The sequence below is a fragment of the Kitasatospora phosalacinea genome (assembly GCF_000716545.1).
GTDB lineage: Bacteria > Actinomycetota > Actinomycetes > Streptomycetales > Streptomycetaceae > Kitasatospora > Kitasatospora phosalacinea.
Window position 1 is genome coordinate 1 of record NZ_JNWZ01000076.1, and the last position, 20538, is coordinate 20538.

The 20538-nt window shown below is 74.0% G+C and carries 18 protein-coding genes and 1 pseudogene; 12 read left to right on the forward strand and 7 right to left on the reverse strand.

What is annotated here, in order from left to right; genetic code table 11:
- Positions 1-268: pseudogene (locus OO48_RS28855) on the reverse strand (hypothetical protein); the annotation flags it as partial.
- Positions 269-414: 146 nt separating this feature from the next.
- On the opposite strand from OO48_RS28855, the gene OO48_RS28860 reads away from it, so the two are divergent.
- The 11 genes from OO48_RS28860 to OO48_RS28910 all read left to right on the forward strand — a co-directional run bounded on the left by OO48_RS28860 (position 415) and on the right by OO48_RS28910 (position 13020).
- Positions 415-1062 (forward strand): GntR family transcriptional regulator, encoded by a 648-nt coding sequence (locus OO48_RS28860; RefSeq protein ID WP_033221561.1) that lies wholly within the window; start codon positions 415-417, stop codon positions 1060-1062.
- 5 nt (positions 1063-1067) lie between these two features.
- Positions 1068-1556, forward strand: a complete 489-nt coding sequence (locus tag OO48_RS28865) for an OsmC family protein (protein WP_033221563.1) — start codon at positions 1068-1070, stop codon at positions 1554-1556.
- A 568-nt stretch (positions 1557-2124) separates the two neighbouring features.
- On the forward strand, positions 2125-2754 hold the full coding sequence (locus OO48_RS28870; RefSeq protein ID WP_033221565.1) for a LysE family transporter: 630 nt from the start codon (positions 2125-2127) through the stop codon (positions 2752-2754).
- Positions 2755-2984: 230 nt separating this feature from the next.
- The gene (locus OO48_RS28875; protein WP_081952456.1) at positions 2985-4826 is read left to right on the forward strand and encodes a non-ribosomal peptide synthetase; all 1842 of its coding nucleotides are present in this window, start codon (positions 2985-2987) and stop codon (positions 4824-4826) included.
- A 2-nt stretch (positions 4827-4828) separates the two neighbouring features.
- The gene (locus OO48_RS28880; protein WP_051733035.1) at positions 4829-7807 is read left to right on the forward strand and encodes a type I polyketide synthase; all 2979 of its coding nucleotides are present in this window, start codon (positions 4829-4831) and stop codon (positions 7805-7807) included.
- On the forward strand, positions 7800-8963 hold the full coding sequence (locus OO48_RS28885; RefSeq protein ID WP_051733037.1) for a MupA/Atu3671 family FMN-dependent luciferase-like monooxygenase: 1164 nt from the start codon (positions 7800-7802) through the stop codon (positions 8961-8963). Before OO48_RS28880 ends, OO48_RS28885 begins: the two co-directional genes overlap by 8 nt.
- A 3-nt stretch (positions 8964-8966) precedes the next feature.
- Positions 8967-9530 (forward strand): gamma carbonic anhydrase family protein, encoded by a 564-nt coding sequence (locus tag OO48_RS28890; RefSeq protein WP_051733039.1) that lies wholly within the window; start codon positions 8967-8969, stop codon positions 9528-9530.
- On the forward strand, positions 9527-10255 hold the full coding sequence (locus OO48_RS35515; RefSeq protein ID WP_051733041.1) for a thioesterase II family protein: 729 nt from the start codon (positions 9527-9529) through the stop codon (positions 10253-10255). Before OO48_RS28890 ends, OO48_RS35515 begins: the two co-directional genes overlap by 4 nt.
- Positions 10245-11012 (forward strand): substrate-binding periplasmic protein, encoded by a 768-nt coding sequence (locus OO48_RS28900; protein WP_033221566.1) that lies wholly within the window; start codon positions 10245-10247, stop codon positions 11010-11012. Before OO48_RS35515 ends, OO48_RS28900 begins: the two co-directional genes overlap by 11 nt.
- 32 nt (positions 11013-11044) lie before the next feature.
- Positions 11045-11599 (forward strand): flavin reductase family protein, encoded by a 555-nt coding sequence (locus tag OO48_RS28905; RefSeq protein ID WP_051733043.1) that lies wholly within the window; start codon positions 11045-11047, stop codon positions 11597-11599.
- Positions 11600-11724: 125 nt separating this feature from the next.
- On the forward strand, positions 11725-13020 hold the full coding sequence (locus tag OO48_RS28910) for a homoserine dehydrogenase (RefSeq protein ID WP_051733045.1): 1296 nt from the start codon (positions 11725-11727) through the stop codon (positions 13018-13020).
- 64 nt (positions 13021-13084) lie between these two features.
- On the opposite strand, the gene OO48_RS28915 is transcribed toward OO48_RS28910, so the two are convergent.
- Together OO48_RS28915 and OO48_RS28920 are read right to left on the reverse strand one after the other, a co-directional pair.
- A complete protein-coding gene (locus OO48_RS28915) occupies positions 13085-14740 on the reverse strand; it encodes an ABC transporter permease (protein ID WP_033221570.1) in 1656 nt (551 codons plus the stop codon).
- Positions 14737-15702, reverse strand: a complete 966-nt coding sequence (locus OO48_RS28920) for an ABC transporter ATP-binding protein (RefSeq protein ID WP_081952459.1) — start codon at positions 15700-15702, stop codon at positions 14737-14739. Before OO48_RS28920 ends, OO48_RS28915 begins: the two co-directional genes overlap by 4 nt.
- Before the next feature lie 94 nt (positions 15703-15796).
- Here OO48_RS28920 and OO48_RS28925 point away from each other — a divergent pair, with 94 nt between their 5' ends.
- A complete protein-coding gene (locus OO48_RS28925; RefSeq protein WP_033221572.1) occupies positions 15797-16279 on the forward strand; it encodes a GbsR/MarR family transcriptional regulator in 483 nt (160 codons plus the stop codon).
- 36 nt (positions 16280-16315) lie between these two features.
- Here OO48_RS28925 and OO48_RS28930 read toward each other — a convergent pair whose 3' ends face one another.
- From OO48_RS28930 to OO48_RS28945, 4 genes are read right to left on the reverse strand one after another with little or no spacing between them, the layout of a single operon-like run.
- Positions 16316-16966 (reverse strand): DUF3592 domain-containing protein, encoded by a 651-nt coding sequence (locus OO48_RS28930; protein WP_033221574.1) that lies wholly within the window; start codon positions 16964-16966, stop codon positions 16316-16318.
- A 57-nt stretch (positions 16967-17023) separates the two neighbouring features.
- On the reverse strand, positions 17024-18112 hold the full coding sequence (locus OO48_RS28935) for a TolB family protein (RefSeq protein ID WP_245194849.1): 1089 nt from the start codon (positions 18110-18112) through the stop codon (positions 17024-17026).
- A gap of 23 nt (positions 18113-18135) precedes the next feature.
- A complete protein-coding gene (locus OO48_RS28940) occupies positions 18136-19437 on the reverse strand; it encodes an MFS transporter (RefSeq protein ID WP_033221576.1) in 1302 nt (433 codons plus the stop codon).
- Between the two features lie 6 nt (positions 19438-19443).
- Positions 19444-20337 carry an alkaline phosphatase family protein gene (locus OO48_RS28945; RefSeq protein WP_033221578.1) on the reverse strand — a complete coding sequence of 298 codons (894 nt, stop codon included), beginning with the start codon at positions 20335-20337 and terminating at the stop codon, positions 19444-19446.
- Positions 20338-20538: the final 201 nt, after the last annotated feature.

The window sequence follows — 20538 nt, forward strand, 5'->3', positions numbered from 1 at the left end:
GGGCGGGCTCGAACGCGGCGGCGGGCGCGGGGACGGCGGGCTCGACCGCCGTCGGGGTGGGGGCGGCGGGCGCGATACCGGCCTCGACCCGGCCCCCGGTGCCCTCTCCGGTACCGCCTCCGGCGCCGCCGCCGGACGCGGCGCGCTTCGCGAACGAGACCGCGGCCGGGGCGGGCCGCTCCAGCGGGAGGGCGGGCGGGGCGCCGGGGATGTCGTCCCGGACGGCGCCCGGGTCGTCCTTCCCGGCGCGCTCCTGGTCGAACGACATGGGTCTTCCCCTTGTGAGTGGTGCGGTCGAGGCTGCGCGAATATAGCGGACCGCACCGTCACGCTCCCAACGAGTTCTCCGCCCGCGACCGTGCCGCGCGCGCACGTTCGTTGCATGCAATGCATGCAGAGTTCTACGCTGGCCCCGTGCAGACCGAGAGCACCCGCCTGAGACTGCGGGAACTGATCCTGGACGGCCACTACCCGCCGGGCTCCCGGCTGGGCGAGGTGGAGGTCGCCGAGACGCTGGGGGTGAGCCGCACGCCGGTGCGGGAGGCGTTCCGGGCGCTGGCCGCGGACGGGCTGCTGGCCGCCGCCGGGCGGGGGCTGCGGGTGGTGCGGCTGGACGGCGAGGAGCTGTCCCAGGTCTACCGGGTGCGGGCCGCGCTGGAGGCGCTGACGGCCGAGCTGGCGGCCGAGCGGCAGCGGGCCGGACGGCTCGCCCCGGCCGAGCTGGCGGACCTGGCCGCACTGGCGGAGCGCACCCACCGGGCCACCGCGGACGGGGAGTTGACCTTGGCGGTGCGGCTGAACCGGGGCTTCCACCGGCGGATCGCCGAGCTGGCCGCCAACCAGGTGGCGCTGCACGCCCTGGACCGGCTGTGGGACCAGATCCAGGTCTCCACCCTGCGCTCCCTGCGTCCGCCCGCCCGTACCGCCCTGGTCGACGCCCAGCACCGCGAGCTGCTCGACGCGATCACCGCCGGGGATCCGGCCGCCGCCGCGGCGGCGGCCCGCCGGCACGTCCTGGACACCCGCGCGGCCGACGGAACGGCCGCTGACGACAAGGAGTGACCCGCATGGCCTTCTCCCCCTCCCACCACTACGCGGTCCGGGTCGAGTGGACCGGCAACCTCGGCACCGGCACCGACCACTACCGCTCCTACCGCCGGGACCACACGGTGTCGGCAGAGGGGGTGCCGGACATCCAGGGCAGCTCCGACCCGACCTTCCGCGGCGACCGCTCCCGGTGGAACCCGGAGCAGTTGCTGCTGGCCGCGCTCGCCCAGTGCCACATGCTCTCCTACCTGCACCACTGCGCGGTGAACGGCGTCGTCGTGCTCTCCTACGCGGACGGGGCCGAGGGCACCATGGTCACCGAGGGCAACGGCGGCCGGTTCACCGAGGCGGTGCTCCGGCCGCGGATCGAGATCGCCGAGGAGCCGACGCGGGAGCAGGCGCTGGCCCTGCACGGCCCGGCGGCCAGGGACTGCTTCATCGCCTCCTCGGTGAACTTCCCGGTGCGCCACGAGCCGGTGGTGACGGTCCGCGCCGCGGGCCCGGCCTGACCCGCCCGGGCCCGAGCCGACCCGCCCACCGGCCCGACCCCGCCCGTCGAGAGCCCCGCCCATCGGGGTCCTCGGCGGGCGGGGCGCCCTCTCTCACACCAGTACTGAATGCGTCGACGGACCGTTGGGTTGCACGCCACTTCGCGTTCACGACCGCGAACCGGCGCCGGAGCCCCCTCGCGTTCGTCAACTCCCGCCCGCAGTATGTGAGTTGACTACGATCGGCCCGCTCCGGGCGGCCCGGCCGCCGGGGCGCCCTTCGGAGCGTATGCGGACTGCAGGGTCGACGGCCGCCTCCGGAGGCCCGTCGTGGACGGCCTCCTCCGCCGCCGCCGCGCGCACCCCCGGCGGCGGGCCGAATGCCCGACCGCACCGCCGTGACCAGCGGATACGCCAATTTCCGGAGCACGTCGAAACAACCCGGAGCCCACCCCCCCTCCGAATTGATGTCCACATGATGGACTGGTGTTGCAGGGGCCCTCCAGGCCCTGTGTTAGGCTCCGCTCGATTCCGGCGCCCCACATGCCGAGAAATCACATCAGCGGCTATTCCTCGGGGGAGGCGGGCCATGCCATTCGATGCGTGGGTCACTTGTTTTGCGGCTTCGTGGATTTTCTCTCTTTCGCCGGGCTCGGGCTCGGTGTTCTCAATGTCCAACGGGTTGAACTACGGCTTCCGACGCGGATATCTCGGCGCGGTCGGCCTGGTGATCGGCCTGTGGACGGTCTTCCTGGTCGTCGTGGTGGGCCTCGGTGTGATCATCCAGGCCTCACCGATCGCCTTCAACGTGCTCAAGTGGGCCGGCGTGGCGTACCTCTTCTACCTGGGCCTCGCCCAGATCCTCTCCAAGGGTTCGCCGATCTCCCTGCGTGAGGGCGACAAGCCCCGCATCGGAGTCATGGAGATCATCGGCAAGGGCGTCTCGCTCAACCTGATCAACCCCAAGGGCTACATCTTCATGCTCGCGGTGATCCCGCAGTTCATCGTCGCAGGTCACGCCCTGGTGCCCCAGTACTTCGCGGTGGCCCTGACCATGGCCTTCACCGACCTCGTGGTGATGGCCGGCTACACCGGCCTGGCCTCCCGGGTCGCGCTGAAGCTGAAGACCGAGCGGCAGGCGTCGATCCTCAACAAGGTGTTCGGCTCGCTGTTCATGCTCGCGGCCGTGGTGCTCGCGACGTTCCAGCAGACCCGGTAGCCCTCCGGGCCGGGCGGTACCGCCCGGCCCGGGCCCGGGGACGGCTTCTCTCTCCTCCGGACCGGCGGCCCCACACAGCCCGGGCCCCCGGCTCTCCGGATTCTCCTCTTCTCCTTTCGCGCACCAGCGCTTTCCTGGCCGATCTGCGGCCGAATCGCGCCCCCGGCCCGGGTGATTTCGCCCTCGCCGCCAAGGGGCTGCTTTCACCTGTCCTCACATGGAGATTCGCTGTGCAGGCGGTAGACGATATTCTGAGGCTGGCGTGCGAGAAATTCGCCGACGCCACCGCCGTTTCTTCGAAGGTCGAGACGGTCAGTTATTCGCAGTTATTCGACCGGTCCACGGGAGTGGCTTCGGAACTCCGGAGCCTGGGCGTCGGAAACGGCGACGTGGTCGGAATCATCGGCCGCCGCAGCGCCGCGGTGGTCGCCGCCGTCCTCGGCACCTGGATGTCCGGAGCGGCGGTCATGCTGATCGACGAGGCGCTGCCCGCGGTGCGCCGGGAGACCATGCTCGGCACCGGCCCGGTCCGGGCGGTCGCGGACTGCACGGACGCCCCGCGCATCCGCTGCTCGCTGCGGCCCGGGGCCGCTCCCGCACCGGCCCTGCACGACCGGGACCACGCCTACGTCGCCTTCACCTCCGGTTCCACCGGCACGCCGAAGGCCATCGTCGGCAGCCACACGGGGCTGTCGTCGTTCCTGCGCTGGCAGTCCGAGGAGTTCGGGGTGGGGCCGGGGGACCGGTTCGCCCACCTCACCAACCTCTCCTTCGACGTGTGGTTCCGCGACGCGCTGACCCCGCTGGTCTCCGGCGCCACCCTGTGCGTCCCGGACCAGTTGCACCTGGACGCCGCGGGGGCCCTGGACTTCCTGCGCGGGGAGCGGATCACCGCGCTCCACCTGGTGCCCTCGCTCGGCAAGGTGTGGACCGCCGCGGCGGCCGGCGCCGCGCCCGTCCCCTCCGTCCGGCACGCGTTCTTCGCGGGCGAACCGCTGGATTCCGAGCTGGTGCGCCGGTGGCGGGAGTACTTCCCGGGCTGCGAGGTGGTCAACCTCTACGGCCCGACCGAGACCACGCTCGCCCAGCACTTCCACCGCGTCCCCGCGGACCCCCGGCCCGGCGTCCAGCCGGTCGGCCGGAACCTGCCCGGCTCCCGCAGCTTCGTACTGGACGAGCAGCGCCGGGTGTGCGGCCCGGGCGCGGTGGGCGAGATCCACATCGCGGCCGAGCACCCCTCGCACGGGTACCTGGTGGACGGCCGGATCGTCGCGCCCTTCGTCGCGATCGAGGTGGACGGGGAACGGCTCAGCGCCTACCCGACCGGTGACCGCGGTCGCCGCGCGGCCGACGGGGAGCTGGAGATCCTGGGCCGGGCCGACGAGCAGGTCAAGATCGCCGGCGTGCGGATCGAACTGCAGGAGGTCCGGGCGGCGATCCAGGCCCACCCGAGCGTCCGGGAGGCTTTCGTCTGCGCCCAGGAGGACCGCTTCACCAAGGTCATCGTGGCCGTGCTGGAGGGCGCGGCCGAGGCCGAGCCGCAGCTCCGGGCCCACCTGGGCGAACGGCTGATGAGCGTCATGGTGCCGTCCGCCTTCGTCTACCTGCCGGCGCTGCCGAAGCTCCCCAACGGGAAGGTCGACCGCAGGGCGCTCACCGCGGTCGCGGCCGAGCACCTGCGGGAGCGCGGGCGCCGGGCGGCCGCGCCCGCGGGCTCCCGGGCGATCGCCGACCGGCTGGCCGCCATCTGGCGGTCGGTGACCGGCGGCGGCGCGGGCCGGCTCGCCGACCGCGACATCACCTTCTTCGACGCGTCCGGCACTTCGCTGACGATCGTCGTCCTGCACTCGCAGGTCCAGGCGGAATTCGGTGTCGCCTTTCCGCTGGTGCGGCTCTTCGAGCACGCCTCCTTCAACGCCCAGCTCTCCTTCCTCGAACAACTGTTGAACGAACCGGGAGGCCGGGGGCCGGGGAACGCCGTTCCCACCACCGGCGCGGCCTCCCGCAAGCGCGTCCTGACGGCCCGGCGAACCCGCCGCAGCCGGGGTCTTTCGACACCGGACTTGGGATGAACATGCAAAACGATGACGACCTGATCGCGATCGTCGCGATGGAGTGCCGGCTGCCGCAGGCCGCCGACGTGGACGAGTTCTGGGCCCGGCTGGTCGAGGGCCGCACGGCCGTCTCCGACCTGACCGACGAGCAGGTCGCGGCGGCCGGTGTGCCCGCCGCGCAGCGCTCGCGCCCCGACTACGTCAAGCGGGCCGGAGTGCTGGAGGGCGTGGCGGAGTTCGACTCCGGGTACTTCGGCTACTCGGAGCGCGAGGCGGACATCCTCGACGTCCAGCAGCGCCTGATGCTGGAGAAGTCGGTGGCGCTGCTGGAGCGCGCCAACATCGATCCGCAGCGCACCGCCCAGCGGATCGGCGTGTTCGCCGGATCCGGCATGAGCACCTACGTGACCGGCCCGCTCCAGCGCCCGGACCTGATGGACTCGCTGGGCGAGATGGTCGTCCGGCACGGCAACGACAAGGACTTCCTCGCCACCCGGATCTCGTACAAGCTGAACCTGCGCGGCCCCAGCGTCAACGTGCAGACCGCCTGCTCGACCGGCCTGGTCGCCGTCCACGCCGCCGTCCAGAGCCTGCTGCTGAACGAGTGCGACGCCGCGATCGCGGGCGCCGTGTACGTGCGCGTGCCGCAGGAGGCCGGCTACCGGTACCAGGTCGGCGGGGTGCTCTCGCCGGACGGGGTCTGCCGGCCGTTCGACGCCCGGGCCAACGGCACGCTGTTCACCAACGGGCTCGGCCTGGTGCTGCTGAAGCGGCTCGCCGACGCGGTCGCCGACGGCGACCGGGTGCACGCCGTGATCGCCGGGTCGGCGGTGAACAACGACGGCGCGCAGAAGGTGAGCTTCACCGCGCCCAGCGTCTCCGGACAGGTGGCGGTGCTGCGCGAGGCGCTGGAGATCTCCGGCGCCGACCCGGCCGACGTCGGCTACCTGGAGGCGCACGGCACCGGCACCGCGCTCGGCGACCCGATCGAGATCGAGGCGATCAAGCAGGCCTACGGCACCACCGGCGCGCCCTGCGGCATCGGCTCGCTGAAGGGCAACTTCGGGCACCTCAACATCGCCGCCGGCATCGTCGGGCTGATCAAGGCCGCACTGGTGCTCGAACGCGGGTTCGTGCCGCCGACGGTGAACGTCCACGAGGTCAACCCGGCGCTGGAACTCGACGGTTCGCGCTACTTCGTGACCACCGAGGGCCTGGAGCTCGACCGCGAGGCCACCCAGTGGGCCGGGGTGAGCGCCTTCGGCATGGGCGGCACCAACGGGCACGTGCTGCTGCGCAGCCACCGGCCCGAGGCGACCGGCCCCGCGCCGGACGCCACGGACGGCCGGCCGAGCGTCCTGGCCTTCTCGGCCCGCTCCACGGCCGCGCTGCGCGGCCAGGCGGCCGCACTCGCCGCCCGGCTCGCCGCCGACCCCGACGCCGTGCTGGCCGAGTACGCGCACACCCTGCACGAGGGACGCACCCGGCACCCCCACCGGGCCGCCCTGGCCGCCGCGCACCCCGCCGAGGCGGTGGCCCGGCTCAAGGCCGAGCGGTACCACACCAGCGTCGGGACCGGCTCGGACGCGATCGCCTTCGTCTTCGCCGGCCAGGGCACCCAGCGCCCCGCCATGGGCGCCGGGCTCGCCGCCGGGAACGCCGCCTTCGCCCGCCGCCTGGCCGAGGCGGGCGCGGCGGTGGGCGCGCACACCGGGTTCGACCTGCGGGCCCTGCTGGAGGGCGGCGGGGAGCGGGACACCGCCGACACCGAGGTGGCGCAGCCGCTGCTGTTCGCGGTCGAGTACGCCCTGGCACAGACCCTGCTGGACGCCGGGGTCACCCCGGCCTACCTGTTCGGGCACAGCCTCGGGGAGGTCGTCGCCGCGGCCGTCGCCGGCGTCTTCGACCTGGCCACGGCCGCGGAACTGGTCGCCGTCCGGGCCCGGGCGATGGCCGCCTGCCCCGCAGGGGCCATGCTCGCGGTCTCCGACCCGGCCCCGTTCGCCGAGCTGATCGCCGACGGCTCGCTGGTCGTCGCCGCGGTCAACTCGCCCCGGCAGCAGGTCCTTTCCGGCAGCAGCGCGGCCGTCGAGCGGGCCGCCGCCCTGGCCGCCGAGGCCGGGGTGGTGCACCAGCGCCTGACGACCTCCCACGCCTTCCACTCGCCGCTCATGCAGGGCGCCGTCGAGGAGTTCCTGGCCTTCCTGACCACCCGCGAGCTGCACGCGCCGAGGATCCCGGTGGTCTCCAACATCACCGGCCGGGTGCTCTCCGAGTACGAGGCGCGCAACCCGCGCTACTGGGCGGAGCACCTGGTGCGCCGGGTCGAGTTCGGCGGGTCGGTGGACACCCTCCGGGAGGCGGGCGTCACCCGGTTCGTCGAGATCGGCGCCGGGCGGTCGATGAGCAACCTGGTGCGCGGCGGCTTCGCCGCCGCCGGCGCGCCCGCCCCGGTGCTGGCGCAGACCCTCGGCGAGCCGGAGACCGAGGCCGAGTCCTTCGCCGACGCGCTCGCGCTCGGCTGGGCCACCGATCCGCGGGTGGACATCTCGGACCACACCGCGGCCCGGCGGATGACCGCGCTGCCCACGTACGCGTTCGAGAAGCGGATCCACTGGGTGGAGCCCGCGACCACCGCCGCGGCACCGGCCGCCGCACCCGTCGCCGAGCCCGCCGCCGAGCCCACCGCGGCACCGGTCACCGTGCCGGCCGCCGAGCCGGCCGGGGCGGGGGACGGTGGCGCCGACGGGGCCGACGAGGAGGTCCGGAACATCGTCGGGCAGATCTTCGGGACCTTCCTCGGCGGCTCCGCCACCTCCGCCGACCTCGGCTTCTTCGAGCTCGGCGGGAACTCGCTGATGGCCATCCAGCTCATCAACAAGCTCCGCGAGACCTTCGGACTGGACCTCTCCGTACGGGACTTCTACGAGAACAGCTCGGTCTCCGAGACCTCCGCCGTGATCACCGCCATGCTCATCGAGGAGCCGGCCCATGTCTGACAGCACGTTCCTGGACGCCGACCGGCTGGCCGGGCTGAAGGCCCGGCTCAGGTCCGGCTCCCCCGCCCCGGCGCAGGCCGCCCCGGCGCAGGCCACCGGGGCCCGGTCGGCGGTGCCCGACCTCGGGGTGATCTTCTTCTCCGGGCTGGCCGGCGGCACCGACCCCTACGACCTGCTGCTGGACGTCTCCCGGTACATCGACCGGGCGGGATTCACCGCGATCTGGACGCCCGAGCGGCACTTCACCGAGGTCGGCGGCGCGTACCCCAACCCGGCCGTGCTCGGCGCCGCGCTGGCGGCCGTCACCGAGCGGGTGCGCATCCGGGCGGGCAGCGTCAACCTGCCGCTGCACGACGTGCTGCGCGCCGCCGAGGAGTGGGCGCTGGTCGACAACCTCTCCGGCGGCCGGGTCGACCTCGCGCTGGCACCCGGCTGGCACGCCCGTGACTTCGTGCTCAACCCCGAGGGGTACGAGAAGAGGTCGCTGCTGCTCAACGAGGCCCGCGAGCAGTTGCAGGGCCTGTGGCGCGGCACCCCCCTGGAACGGCGGGACCCGCTGGGCGAGACCCACGAGATCCTCACCTTCCCCCGGCCGGTCCAGCCGGAGCTGCCCGTCTGGCTGACCACCTCGAAGAACGAGGACGCCTGGCGGTTCGCCGGGGAGAACGGCCTCAACGTGCTCTCCGCGCTGATCAACTTCGGCCCGCCGGAGCTGCGCAGGCGGATCGAGGTCTACCGGGCGGCCCGCGCCGGGGCCGGCCTCGACCCCGCGCAGGGGGTGGTCTCGCTGATGCTGCACACCTACGTCGGCACCGACCGGGCCCGGGCGGTGGAACTGGTGCGGCCCGCCATGACCGAGTACCTGGGTTCGTTCGTCGGCCAGCACGCCACCTCCGGCCAGGCCGAGCTGAAGGACAAGTCGGACACCCTGCTGAACCTCGGCGACGACCGGGACGCCTTCGTGGAGATGGTGTTCCAGCGCTACGTCTCCACCAGTTCGCTGATCGGCGACACCGCGAGCGCGCGCACCGTGCTGGAGGACTTCCGGGCGATGGGCGTCGACGAGGTCGCCTGCCTGGTCGACTTCGGCCTGCCCAAGGACGAGGTGCTGGGCAGCCTGGCCCGCCTCGCCACCCTGATCCCGCAGGAGGTCTGAACCGTGCGGACGTACAGCTTCCACGGCGTCCGGCCGAGGATCCACCCGAGCGTCTACGCCTTCGACGACGTGGTGGTGATCGGCGACGTCGAGATCGACGCGGACGTCAGCCTCTGGCCCGGGGTGACCGTCCGGGGCGACAAGGGCCCGGTCCGGATCGGCCGGGGGTCGAACGTGCAGGACCACGCGATGCTGCACTCCGACCCCGACCACCCGCTGGTGCTGGGCACCGACGTCACCGTGGCGCACGGCGCGCTGCTGCACGGCTGCGCCATCGGCTCCGGCACGGTGGTGGGGATCGGCGCGATCGTGCTCAACGGCGTCTCGGTCGGGGAGAGTTCGCGCGTGTCGGCGGGTGTGGTGCTCAGCGCCGGGCCGCGGTACGGCCCGCGCAGCCTGATCGCCGGCAACCCGGCGAGCGTCCTCATGACGCTCAGCGACAGCGACGTCGCGGTGCTCGACGAGACCGCGGCCGAGTACCGAGAGCTCGCCGACCGCTACCGCACCGGGCTGCGGGAGGTCGTGCTGCCGGGCCGCGACCGGGCGCGGATCGGCTCCGGCGCATGACGGACCGGCCGGGCCGCTCGCGGCTGCTGCGCACGCACGCCGCGGGGCACCCGCGCGCGACGGTCTGCTTCCACCACGCCGGCGGGGGCATGTCCGCCTACCGGGGCTGGGCGCCGGCCCTGGCCGCGCACACCGACCTGGTCCTGGTCCAGCTCAAGGGCCGCGAGGACCGGATCGCCGAGCCGCTCACCGACCCGCTGGACCTGCTCGCCCTCGAACTCGCCCGGGAGATCGAGGAGTTGCCCCACGAGGAGCTGGTCCTGCTCGGCCACAGCATGGGCGCGGCCCTCGCCTGGATGGTGGCCGACTCCCTCTGGACGGTGTACCGGCGGCGGGCCTCGGTGGTGGTGTCGGCGCAGGCGCCGCCGCCGTACTCCCCCGCCGGGATCCCCGGCCCGGCCGAGGCCGCGCCGGGGGAGCTCGACGAGTTCCACGCCGGGACGCTGGCGGCCGATCTCGCCTGGATGGCGCGGGAGTTCCCGTCGTTCGTGCCGCGCCCGCTCCCGCTCGACCTGCACTGCGTCACGGCCGCCGGGGACCACCTGGTGCCGCCGGACGCGCCGGCGGGCTGGGCGGCGCTGACCACCGGCCGGTTCACCCACCGCACGGTGGACGGCGGCCACATGTACCTGCTCACCCGTCCCGGACCGCTGCTCGCCCTGGCGGGCGGCCTGCCGGGACGCTCTGCCGGCTCGACGGACGAAGGGGAAAACGGTGTTCGCTAGTCTCACCGGCGCAGGCATCCGGATCGGGTTCCAACGGAACACTCCGCCGTTCTCCTACTCGCCGACCGCCGGGTTCCGGCCGATCGGCTACTCGGTGGACCTGGCGGGCCTGGTCCTCGCCCGGATCCACGGCGGCGCCGACCGGGTGCCGCCGATCGAGGCGGTCGAGGTCACCTCGACCACCCGGGAGGGCCTGCTCGACGCGGGCCGGATCGACCTGGAGTGCGGGTCGACCACCATCACGGACGAGCGGCGGCGGCGCTTCGCCTTCAGCCGGCCGATCTTCCGCACCTCGCACCGGATCGCGCTGAAGGGCGACCCGGGCCCGCGCGACCTGCGGGTGGTCGGCATCCAGGGCTCGACCAGCCAGGCCGCGCTGGAGGCCGAGCCGGACCCGGGGTTCGGGTACGCCTTCACCGGAGTGCCGTCGATCGGCGCCGCCCGCGACGCGTTCCTGGCCGACGACGGGATCGACGCGATGGTGGCGGACGAGGTGATCCTCCGCTCGCTGCTGGCCGGCGAGGCCCGCGCCGACGTCCGGATGCTGGACGTGCGGCTCGGCGGCGAGGACTACGGATTCCTGTTGCGGAAGGAGGACGGGGAACTCCGGCGGGCGGTCGACGAGGCGCTTTCCGACGTTTTCGGCTCGCCCGAATACCGGGCGCTGATCGCCACCTGGTTCGCCGGGGAGCTCCCCGGGCTCGGATTCTCCCTGGAAATGGATCCGGGAGACCGGAGTTTCGTCTCGGAAAGCTGATCCGCTGGACTGTGAAATACGGGGGTTTGCTCATGGGTTTCGGAAAGTCGGCCGCGGCGGGGACCGCCGGGTCCGAGGTGCGGGGCGCGTTCAAGGAGGTCATGGCGCGGGTGGCCACCCCGGTGTCGGTGGTGACCGCGACCGGCTCCGACGGGAGGCCGTCCGGGGCGACCGTCAGCGCGTTCTCCTCGCTGTCGGTCGATCCGCCGATGGTGCTGGTGGCGCTGGACCGGCGCTCGCGCACGCTGGAGGCGATCCGCGCCTGCGGCGGCTTCGGCCTCAACGTTCTCGGGGCCGAACAGGCCGCGCTGGCAATGTCGTTCGCGGCCAAGGCGGCGGCCGACAAGTTCGCCGGGGTGGAGTGGCGGCCGGACCGCGGCCTGCCGCGGATCCTGCGGGCGCCGGCCTGGATCGCCGCCGCCGCGGTCGACCTGGTCGACGGCGGCGACCACGTGATCGTCCTGGGCCGGGTGGAGTCGGCGGAGCTGTCCGGCAGCGAGCCGCCGCTGGTGTACTACCGCAGGAGCTTCGGGACCCACCTGCCGAACCTCCCGGCGCCGGCGGGGGCGTCGCCGCGGACGGCGTGACCGGGCCCGGTGCCGCTTTCCGCGCTTTGTTCCTCCGGCGGCCCGGGGCGGCCATTCGTCTCGGACTCTGAGAAGTCGCCGGCATTCCGTTTAGTGAAAGATCGCAGGTGTGTATGGTGTCCGCCATGGGAAATGTAGTCAGGGTGGGTCTGCTGGGGTGTGGAACTGTCGGGGAGGCATTCGTCGAATTGCTCGTGGAGCGGCTCGCCGCGGTCGAGGACGTGACGGGAATTTCCCTGGAGCTCGCCCGGATCGCGGTCCGCGATCCGGGCAGGGCCCGGTCGGTGGGCGTCCCCGCGGAGCTGTTCACGGGTGACCCGTACGACGTCGTCAAAGCCGATGACATCGACGTCGTCGTCGAGCTGATCGGCGGCGTCGCCCCGGCCCGCGAGCTGATCCTGGCCGCCCTGGAGGCCGGCAAGCCGGTCGTCACCGCCAACAAGGAGCTGGTCGCGGCGGCCGGCCCCGAGCTGTACGCGGCGGCGGACCGGGGCGGCGTCGACTTCTTCTTCGAGGCCGCCGCGGTCGCCGCGGTCCCGATCCTGCGCCCGATCCGCGAGTCGCTGGCCGGCGAGGAGATCACCCGGGTCGCCGGCATCGTCAACGGCACCACCAACTACATCCTCACCCGGATGATGGGCGAGAACCTGGCCTTCGACGAGGTGCTGGCCGCCGCCCAGGACCTGGGGTACGCCGAGCCCGACCCGACGGCCGACGTGACCGGCGCCGACGCGGCGTCCAAGCTGGCCATCCTGGCCTCGCTGGCGTTCAACCAGTCGGTGGCCGCCGACGACGTGCCGCGCGAGGGCATCGTCGACCTCGACCGGGTGGACTTCGAGCTGGCCGCGCAGTTCGACTACGTGATCAAGCTGCTGGCGGTCGCCGACCGCTTCCCGGCGGACGGCGACGGCGCCGGGCAGGTGGGCGTGCAGGTCTTCCCCGCCCTGGTCGAGCGCGACCACCCGCTGGCCACCGTCCGGGGGAGCTTCAACGCGGTGTTCGTGAACACCACCGCCGCCGGCGAGCTGATGTTCTACGGGCGCGGCGCGGGCCCCCGCCCGTCGGCCTCCTCCGTCCTCGGCGACGTCATAGCCGCCGCCGACCACCTGCGGCGCGGCACGCACCGCAAGGTCCCGGTGGGCGCGCCGGCCGCCATCCGGCCGAAGGAGGACCTGGAGTACTCGTTCTACGTCCGGACCGAGGTCGAGGAGGCGCCCGGCGTCCTGTCCGAGGTGACCGGGGTGTTCGGGCGGCACGGCGTCTCGATCCAGAAGGTGGACCAGGACGGTTCGGAGTCGCAGGCGCGGGTCGTCTTCGTCACTTTCCCCGCGACCGAGCGGGCGCTGAACGGCGCGCTCGACGAACTGCGCACCCTCGGGCACGTGCGCTCCATCGGCCGGGTGCTGCGGATCTACAAGTAGCCGCGGGCCGTTCCGGGCGGCGGCGGGCCGGGGGGCCCGCCGCCGCCCGGCGTCCGGGCCGGGTTCAGCCCAGGTCGCGGCGGCGCAGGCCGGCCAGCGCGGCGGCCGAGGTCAGGGCGGTCAGGGCGGTGATCCACAGCAGCGGGGCCGCGTCGAACCGCCCGCCGGGCAGGTGCGGGAGGTGGCTGAACGGCGAGAGGTCGAGGACGCCCTGCGGGAGCCGCAGGACCGGTCCGAGCCAGGAGACCAGCACGAACACGCCGAACCCGGTCCAGCCGGCCGCCGCCCGGCGCGGCAGCAGGGCGTACGCGGCGAGGGCGACGGCCGCGGTCAGCCAGACCGCCGGGAGCTGGACGAGCGTCGCGCCCAGCATCCGGCCGACCGCCGTCCCGGTGCCCCCGCCCAGCGCCAGGCCCTCGGCCAGGCCCGCCGTGACGCCCGCGGCGGCCAGCGGCAGGGCGGTGCCGAGCAGCGGGAAGAGCAGGTGCCCGGCGGCCCAGCGCGACCGGGAGACCGCGCCCGCCAGGACGGGTTCGGCCCGGCCGGAGACCTCCTCGGCGCGCATCCGCAGCACCGCCTGGACGGCGTACGCGGCGGCGACCATGCCGAACACGCCCGCGATGCTGGACAGGTAGGCGTCCAGCACGCCCTGCTGCCCGCCCATCCGGGCCAGGACTTCGGCCATCTGCCGGTTGTCGCCGATCAGGTCGACCACGCCCTTGGCGACGCCGCCGAACACCGCGCCGCCGGCCGCGAGGGCCAGCGTCCAGCCGAGCAGCGGGCCGCGCTGCAGGCGGCGGGCCAGCGCGGCGGCGCTCGCCAGGCCGGGTGCGGCGGCGGCCGGGCCGGGGCGCTGCGGGAGCAGACCGGCGCCCAGGTCGCGGCGGCCGACCAGGGCCCGGGCCAGCGCGGTGAGCAGGGCGGCGCCGGCCAGCGGCGGCAGCAGCACCCACCAGCGGTTCCCGGCGAACGCCCGGACCTGCTCGGACCAGCCGAGCGGGGACAGCCAGCCGACCCAGCCGGCGCCGGTGCCCGAGTCGCCGATCGCGCGCAGCACGAAGGCGGCGCCGATCGCCGCGCCCGCCAGGCCGTTGGCGGCCCGACCGGTCTCGGCGAGCTGGGCGGTGACGGCGGCCAGCGCGGCGAAGAACAGGCCCGCGGTGCCGAGCGCGAGGCCGAACGCGAGTGCGCCCGCGGCGTCCTGACCGGCCGCCAGCAGGGTGGCCGCGACCAGTGCGGCCAGCGCCGCGTTCGCGGTGAGCGCGGCGGCGAGGGCGGCGGTCAGCGGGGCCCGGCGGCCGACGGCGCCCGCGCCGATCAGCTCCAGGCGGCCGTCCTCCTCCTCGGCGCGGGTGTGCCGGACGACCAGCAGCGTCGACATCAGCGCGGCCAGCACCGCCCCGAACACGCCCATCCGCCACGCGGTCAGCCCGCCGGTGGTGGAGCCGTCGAAGATCGGGCCGTACAGGGCGCGCAGCGAGCCGTTGCCGTCGACGCCGGCCGCGAACGTCCGCCGGGAGGCCGCGTCGCCGTACAACTTCCGGAAGGAGAAGACGGTGGAGGCGACCATGCCGGTGCCGACGTAGAGCCACACCGGCAGGGCGATCCGGTCGCGGCGCAGGGCGAGGCGGTAGAGGACGCCGGTGCCGGCGAGGTCGTGGCGGCCGGTGGCGGGCTCGGCGGCGGAGACCCCCGGGGCGCCCAGGGCCTGGCCGCTCATCGGGCGACCGCCGCCGACGGCTCGCCGGTGCCGGGGCCGGTGGCGCCGCCGGGGTCGGTGGTGCCGCCGGGGTCGGTGGTGCCGCCGGCGTCGCTCGCGTAGTGCCGGAGGAAGAGCTCCTCCAGGGTGGGCGGGCGGCTGGCCAGGGTGCGCACGCCCACGGTGTTCAGTTCGGTGAGCAGGTCGCCGAGCCGGTCGGTGTCGACCTGGCAGCGCAGCCGGTGCCCGTCGACGGCCAGGTCGTGGACGTAGCCGGGGCGGGGCGGGGGGCCGGCGAGTTCGGCGTCGATCGAGGTGCGGGTGAGGTGCCGCAGGTCGGCGAGGGTGCCGGTCTCCACGGTGCGGCCGGCCCGGATGATCGAGACCCGGTCGCAGAGGGCCTCCACCTCGGACAGGATGTGGCTGGAGAGCAGCACGGTGGCGCCCCGGTCGCGGGCCTCGGCGACGCACTCGCGGAACACCTCCTCCATCAGCGGGTCCAGTCCGGAGGTCGGCTCGTCCAGGATCAGCAGGTCGACGTCGGAGGCGAACGCGGCGACCAGGGCGACCTTCTGCCGGTTGCCCTTGGAGTAGGCGCGGCCCTTCTTGGTCGGGTCGAGTTCGAAGCGCTCCAGCAGCGCCGTCCGGCGGGCCGGATCCAGTCCGCCGCGCAGCCGGCCGAGCAGGTCGATGGCCTCCCCGCCGGAGAGGTTGCGCCACAGCGTCACGTCGCCGGGGACGTAGGCGAGTCGGCGGTGCAGCGGCACCGCGTCCCGCCAGGGGTCGCCGCCGAGCAGGACGGCGCTGCCGGAGTCGGCGCGCAGCAGGCCGAGCAGGACGCGGATGGTGGTGGACTTGCCGGAGCCGTTGGGCCCCAGGAACCCGTGGACCTCGCCCTGCTCGACCGTGAGGTCCAAGCCGTCCAGGGCGCGGGTGCGGCCGAAGGTCTTGACCAGGCCGGACACCGAGATGGCGGTTGTCATGGGATCGAAGCTACTCTGGTTTCACAGATTCGTGAAGTTACTGAAAGCTCTGGATCTTCGCGGTGTCAAGGGGCGGCAGAGGAAGGCGGACGGCGTGGGCGAGGCGGACGGGACCGGGCGGCGGGACCCGGCGGTGGTGGGCGAGTTCGTGGAGCGGTTCGCCGCCGTGCTGGTGGACGCCGGGTTCCCGCGGATGCCCGCCCGGGTGTTCACCGCCCTGCTGACCTCCGACTCCGGGCGGCTGACCTCCGCCGAGCTCGGCGAGCTGCTCCAGGTCTCCCCCGCCGCGGTCTCCGGCGCGGTCCGCTACCTGGTGCCCGTCGGCCTGGTCGGCCGGGAACGCGAACCCGGCTCGCGCCGCGACCGCTACCGCGTCCACGACCACGTCTGGTACGAGCTCACCGCCAGCCGGGACCGCACCCTGGCCCGCTGGGAGACCGGCCTGACCGAGGGCATCGAGGCACTCGGCCCGGACACCCCGGCCGGGCGACGGCTCGCCGAGTCGCTGGACTTCTTCGGCTTCCTGCGGGCGGAACTGCCCCTGCTGATGGAACGCTGGCGCGCCAGCCGTAGCTGACGGCCGGTCAGCCGCCCGGGGCCGGGCCCTCGGACGTCACCGCAGCTGTTCGTACCGGTACGCCCGCACCAGGCCGTCCCTCGTGAACCTCACCCGGGGCCCGCGGCCCGCCCACAGCGGGAGCGAGAGGACCAGCAGGGTGAGCGCGGCGAGCAGGCCCGCGGACCAGCCCAGGGTGCCGGTGGGGTCCGGGACGCCCACGACCGGGTTCTGCCGGCCGTCCGGGTCGTAGGTGACGTCGAGGCGGTCGCCGACCTCGAACCGCTCGCAGGGGGCGAGCTCCCGGGGGACGTCCCGGCCGTCGTCGGTGCGCAGCAGGCAGGACGAGTCCGCCGCCCGGTGGTCGTCGGCGCGGACCTCGGTGACCACCGCTGCGGCCCGTTCCCCGTGCCGCTCCAGGATGGTGGAGCGGACCGCGTCGGAACCGACGAGGCCGAGCCCGAAGGTCAGCAGGAGGGCGATCCAGCCCGCGACGTGGCCGCGCCGGGTGCGGAAGCCGAGCGTGACGACCGTGCCCAGGGTGATCGTCCAGGCCGCGCACACCATCCCCTCGAACCCCGGCGACCGGCCGAGCCACCAGGCCTGGAGGCCGCTCAGGAGACAGCCGCCGTACAGCGTCAGCAGCGCGTACAGCGTCCAGCGCAGCGGCGCGCGGTGGGGCAGCTGACCCGCCCGGTCGTCCTTCATCTTCCGTCCCCCCGGCTGTTGTTCGGGCAGGGACGACACTCCCGGCACGGCCCGCTGTCAGCCCAGGTAGGCGGGGGCGACCGCGGAGCGGGTCAGGACGGCGGGGGTGCCGGTGCCGTCGGCGGGGACGGTCCACAGGTCGGAGCCGTAGTCGCCGGGCATCGAGTACAGCAGGGTGCGGTCGTCGGACCACAGCGCCTGGTCGTCGATGTCGCGCTGCTCGGCGGTCGCGGTCTCGGTCATGGTGGCCAGGTCCAGCACGTACAGCCGCCAGGGCGCGGCCGGGTCGACGCCCTCCACCCGCTTCTTGTAGGCGACGCGGGTGCCGTCGGGCGAGAGCGAGGGGCACTCGACGTTCTGGTGCAGGGTGGTGAGGGTGCGGGCGGCGAGGTCGCCCTTGACCAGGTGGGTCCGGCCGCCGGTGGCGACCGTCGCGTAGAAGGCGTCGTCGTCGGCGAAGGTGACGCCCCAGACGTTGACGTCGGAGGCCTGCACCGGGTGCCCGTCCTCGACCAGTTGGAAGTTCTCCAGGTTGTCGTGGAACTGCCAGCTGCGGGTGTCGACGATCGCGGTGCGGGTGGAGAAGTTCGTGCCCGCGTACGAGTCGCCGCTGACGAACACCGTCCAGCCGACCAGGTGCCCGGACGGCGAGACCCGGGCCCGGGTCGGGATGCCCGGCGCGGGGAAGCGCCGGACCTCGTGCAGCGAGGCGTCCAGCACCGAGGCGTGGTAGGTGTCGTCCAGGGCGCCGTGCTCGGCCTGCAGGCAGATGCCGGTGCCCGCGGCGGCGTGGAAGCGCAGGCACGTGACACCGGACGCGGTGCGCGGGCCGTCCGGGTCGTCGGCGGGCACCGCGGCGATCTCGTCGCGGTGCGGGCCCCAGGCCAGGTTGCGCACCAGCAGTCGGCGGCCGCCCGCGGCGTCGAGCGAGAGCGTGCCCTCGTGCACCGGCGGCCCGCCCGCCTGCTCCTGGTCGCGCCGGTCGGCGCGGTCCGCGGCGTACCGGACGGCGCCGATGCCGACACCGGCCAGCAGCAGCACCGCGACCAGCAGCACGAGGAGTTTGCGGCGCAGCGGGGAGGGGTCCTCCGGCCCGGGCGCGGGCGCCTCGGCGGGGACGGGGTCGACGGTGGCGGGAGCGGTCATGGGGAGGCCCTCCGGGCGGGTGTTCAGCGGGTGGCGGCGGGGGTCGCGGGGCGCAGCAGGAGGGTCGCGGCGAGGGCGGTCGCGGCCAGCGCCGCCGCGGTGACGGCGAGCGCGGGGCGGGGGCCCCAGAGCGACCAGGCGGCGCCGAAGGCCAGCGAGCAGGTGAAGCGGGCCAGCGCCTGCCCGGTGCCGACCAGGGCCTGGCCGGCGCCCTGCTGCCCGTCGGGGACGGTGGCGGCGGTGGCGGCGGCCAGCACGCCGTCGGTGGCGGCGTAGAAGGTGCCGTGCAGCAGCAGGACCGCTGCCGCGGCGACCGCGCCGTGCAGCGGGGACAGCACGACGGCGTAGCCGCCCAGCAGGACGGCGTGGCCGAGCAGGAACAGGGTGCGGCGGCCGATCCGGTCGGCGAGCAGGCCGAGCGGGACGGCCAGCAGCAGGAACACCGCGGCGGTGCCCAGCGGCAGCAGCGGGAACAGGTGCGCGGGCAGGTCGAGTTCGCGCTGCAGCAGCAGGTACAGGAAGGAGTCGCTGACGGTGGTGAGGCCGAGCAGCACGGCGGCCAGGGTGAGTCGGCGCAGCGCGGGCCTGCGCAGCAGCGCCAGCGCGTCGCGCAGCGTGGGCTTGGGCGCGGCCGGGTCGGTCACCGGCAGGCCGGCCCGGGTGATCCGGCCGGGGACGAACAGCACCAGCAGCAGCACGCCGAGCACCGCGACGCAGCCGGAGACCGTGAACACCGCGCCGTAGGAGGCGCGTTCGGCCCGGTCGTCGGTGATCCGCAGCACGGCGAAGGCCAGCAGCGGGCCGATCAGCGCGCCGGTGGTGTCCATCGCGCGGTGCACGCCGAACGCCCGGCCGCGGTGCTCGGGGGCGGTGGACAGCGAGATCATCGCGTCGCGCGGGGCGGTGCGCAGGCCCTTGCCGGTGCGGTCCACCGCCAGGACGCCGCTGATCAGCGGCAGGGTGTGGACGAGCAGCAGCAGCGGTTTGCACAGCGCCGACAGGCCGTAGCCGAGCCCGGCGACCAGTTTGTGGCCGCGGCCGCCGCGGTCGGCGAGGTGGCCGCCGAGCAGCCGCACCAGCGCGCCGACACCGTTGTTGATGCCGTCGAGCAGGCCGAAGCCGAGCGGGGACAGGCCCAGCGCGGTGACCACGTACAGCGGCAGGACCGCGCTGACCATCTCGGAGGAGACGTCGGTGACCAGGCTGACCGCGCCGAGCGCGAGCACGGTGCCGGGGACGGCGGCGGCCCGCCGCCCCGGACGCGGGTCCGGGGCGGCGTCCGCGGCGCGGTCACTCTTCGTGGAGCGGGCGTCCGCGAGGTACATCGGGCGTCAGTTCCAGATGCCGGTGATGTCGGTGGCGGAGGCGGCGTTGCCGGCGTGGGTGCTCAGGCCGGCCAGGTCCTCCAGGGTGCGCAGCACGTTGTAGTGGTTGTAGGTGGTGGCGCTGCTGGAGCCCGGGGTGACGTGCTGGCCGTAGACCAGGGTCGGGATCCGGTTGCCGGAGAGGCTGTTGTCCTCGTCGAAGGTGACGATGAGGATGCTGTTGTGGGTCTGCGCCCAGGTCGCGTACGCGCCGAGGTTGTTCTTGATCCAGGTGTCGCCGGTGCTCACCGAGCAGTCGTGCATGTCGCTGCACAGGTTCGGCACCACGAAGGAGACCTTCGGCAGCTTGGTGTAGTCGGTGGGGAACTGCGCCATGGTGTACGCGGTGTTGGTCGGCACGTTGGAGAAGCCGAACCACGGGTTGTGCTTCTGCGCGTACTTGGTGCTGGAGTTGGAACAGACGGTGGAGCCCTGGCTGGGCAGGCCCTCGTTGTACGAGCCCCAGCTCTTGCCCGCGGCGATCAGCTCGGAGGCCAGGTTGGGCGCGGTCTTCGAGCCGACGGTGACGCAGCTGTCGTCGGTGCGGCCCTGGTTGGAGCCGGAGAACAGCATGTAGTAGTTCGGCTCCGACGGGTGGGTCAGACCGTAGGACTGGGTCAGGTTGGCGCCGCCGGCCTTGAGCGTGTTGTTCAGGTACGGGGCGCTGGAGCCGCCGATGACCTGGCTGTACGCGTGGTTCTCCATCACCACGACGACCACGTGGTCGGGGGTGGGCAGGCCGGCGGCCTGCGCGGTGGAGCCGGTGGCGGCCCACAGGCCGAGCGAGGCGGCGGTCAGGGCGACGGCGCTGCCGATCGCGGTCAGGCGGCGCTTGGCGCGGCTGCCGAGCTGAACGGACATGGCGGAGGTCCTCCGGGGAGAAGCAATGTACGGGACAAGGGTGGTGGAGCGCCGGAAACGCTAGGGCCGGGTCCGTGACCGCCGAATGCCGCCCGACATGAAGAAAAGGCGAACGGTTGGCTGTGCAACTCCGGCCCGCCAGCGCTTTTCGGCCAGCCGGGCGACGCTTCTCACACCTGTCCCGATTGACCCGGCTCGGAC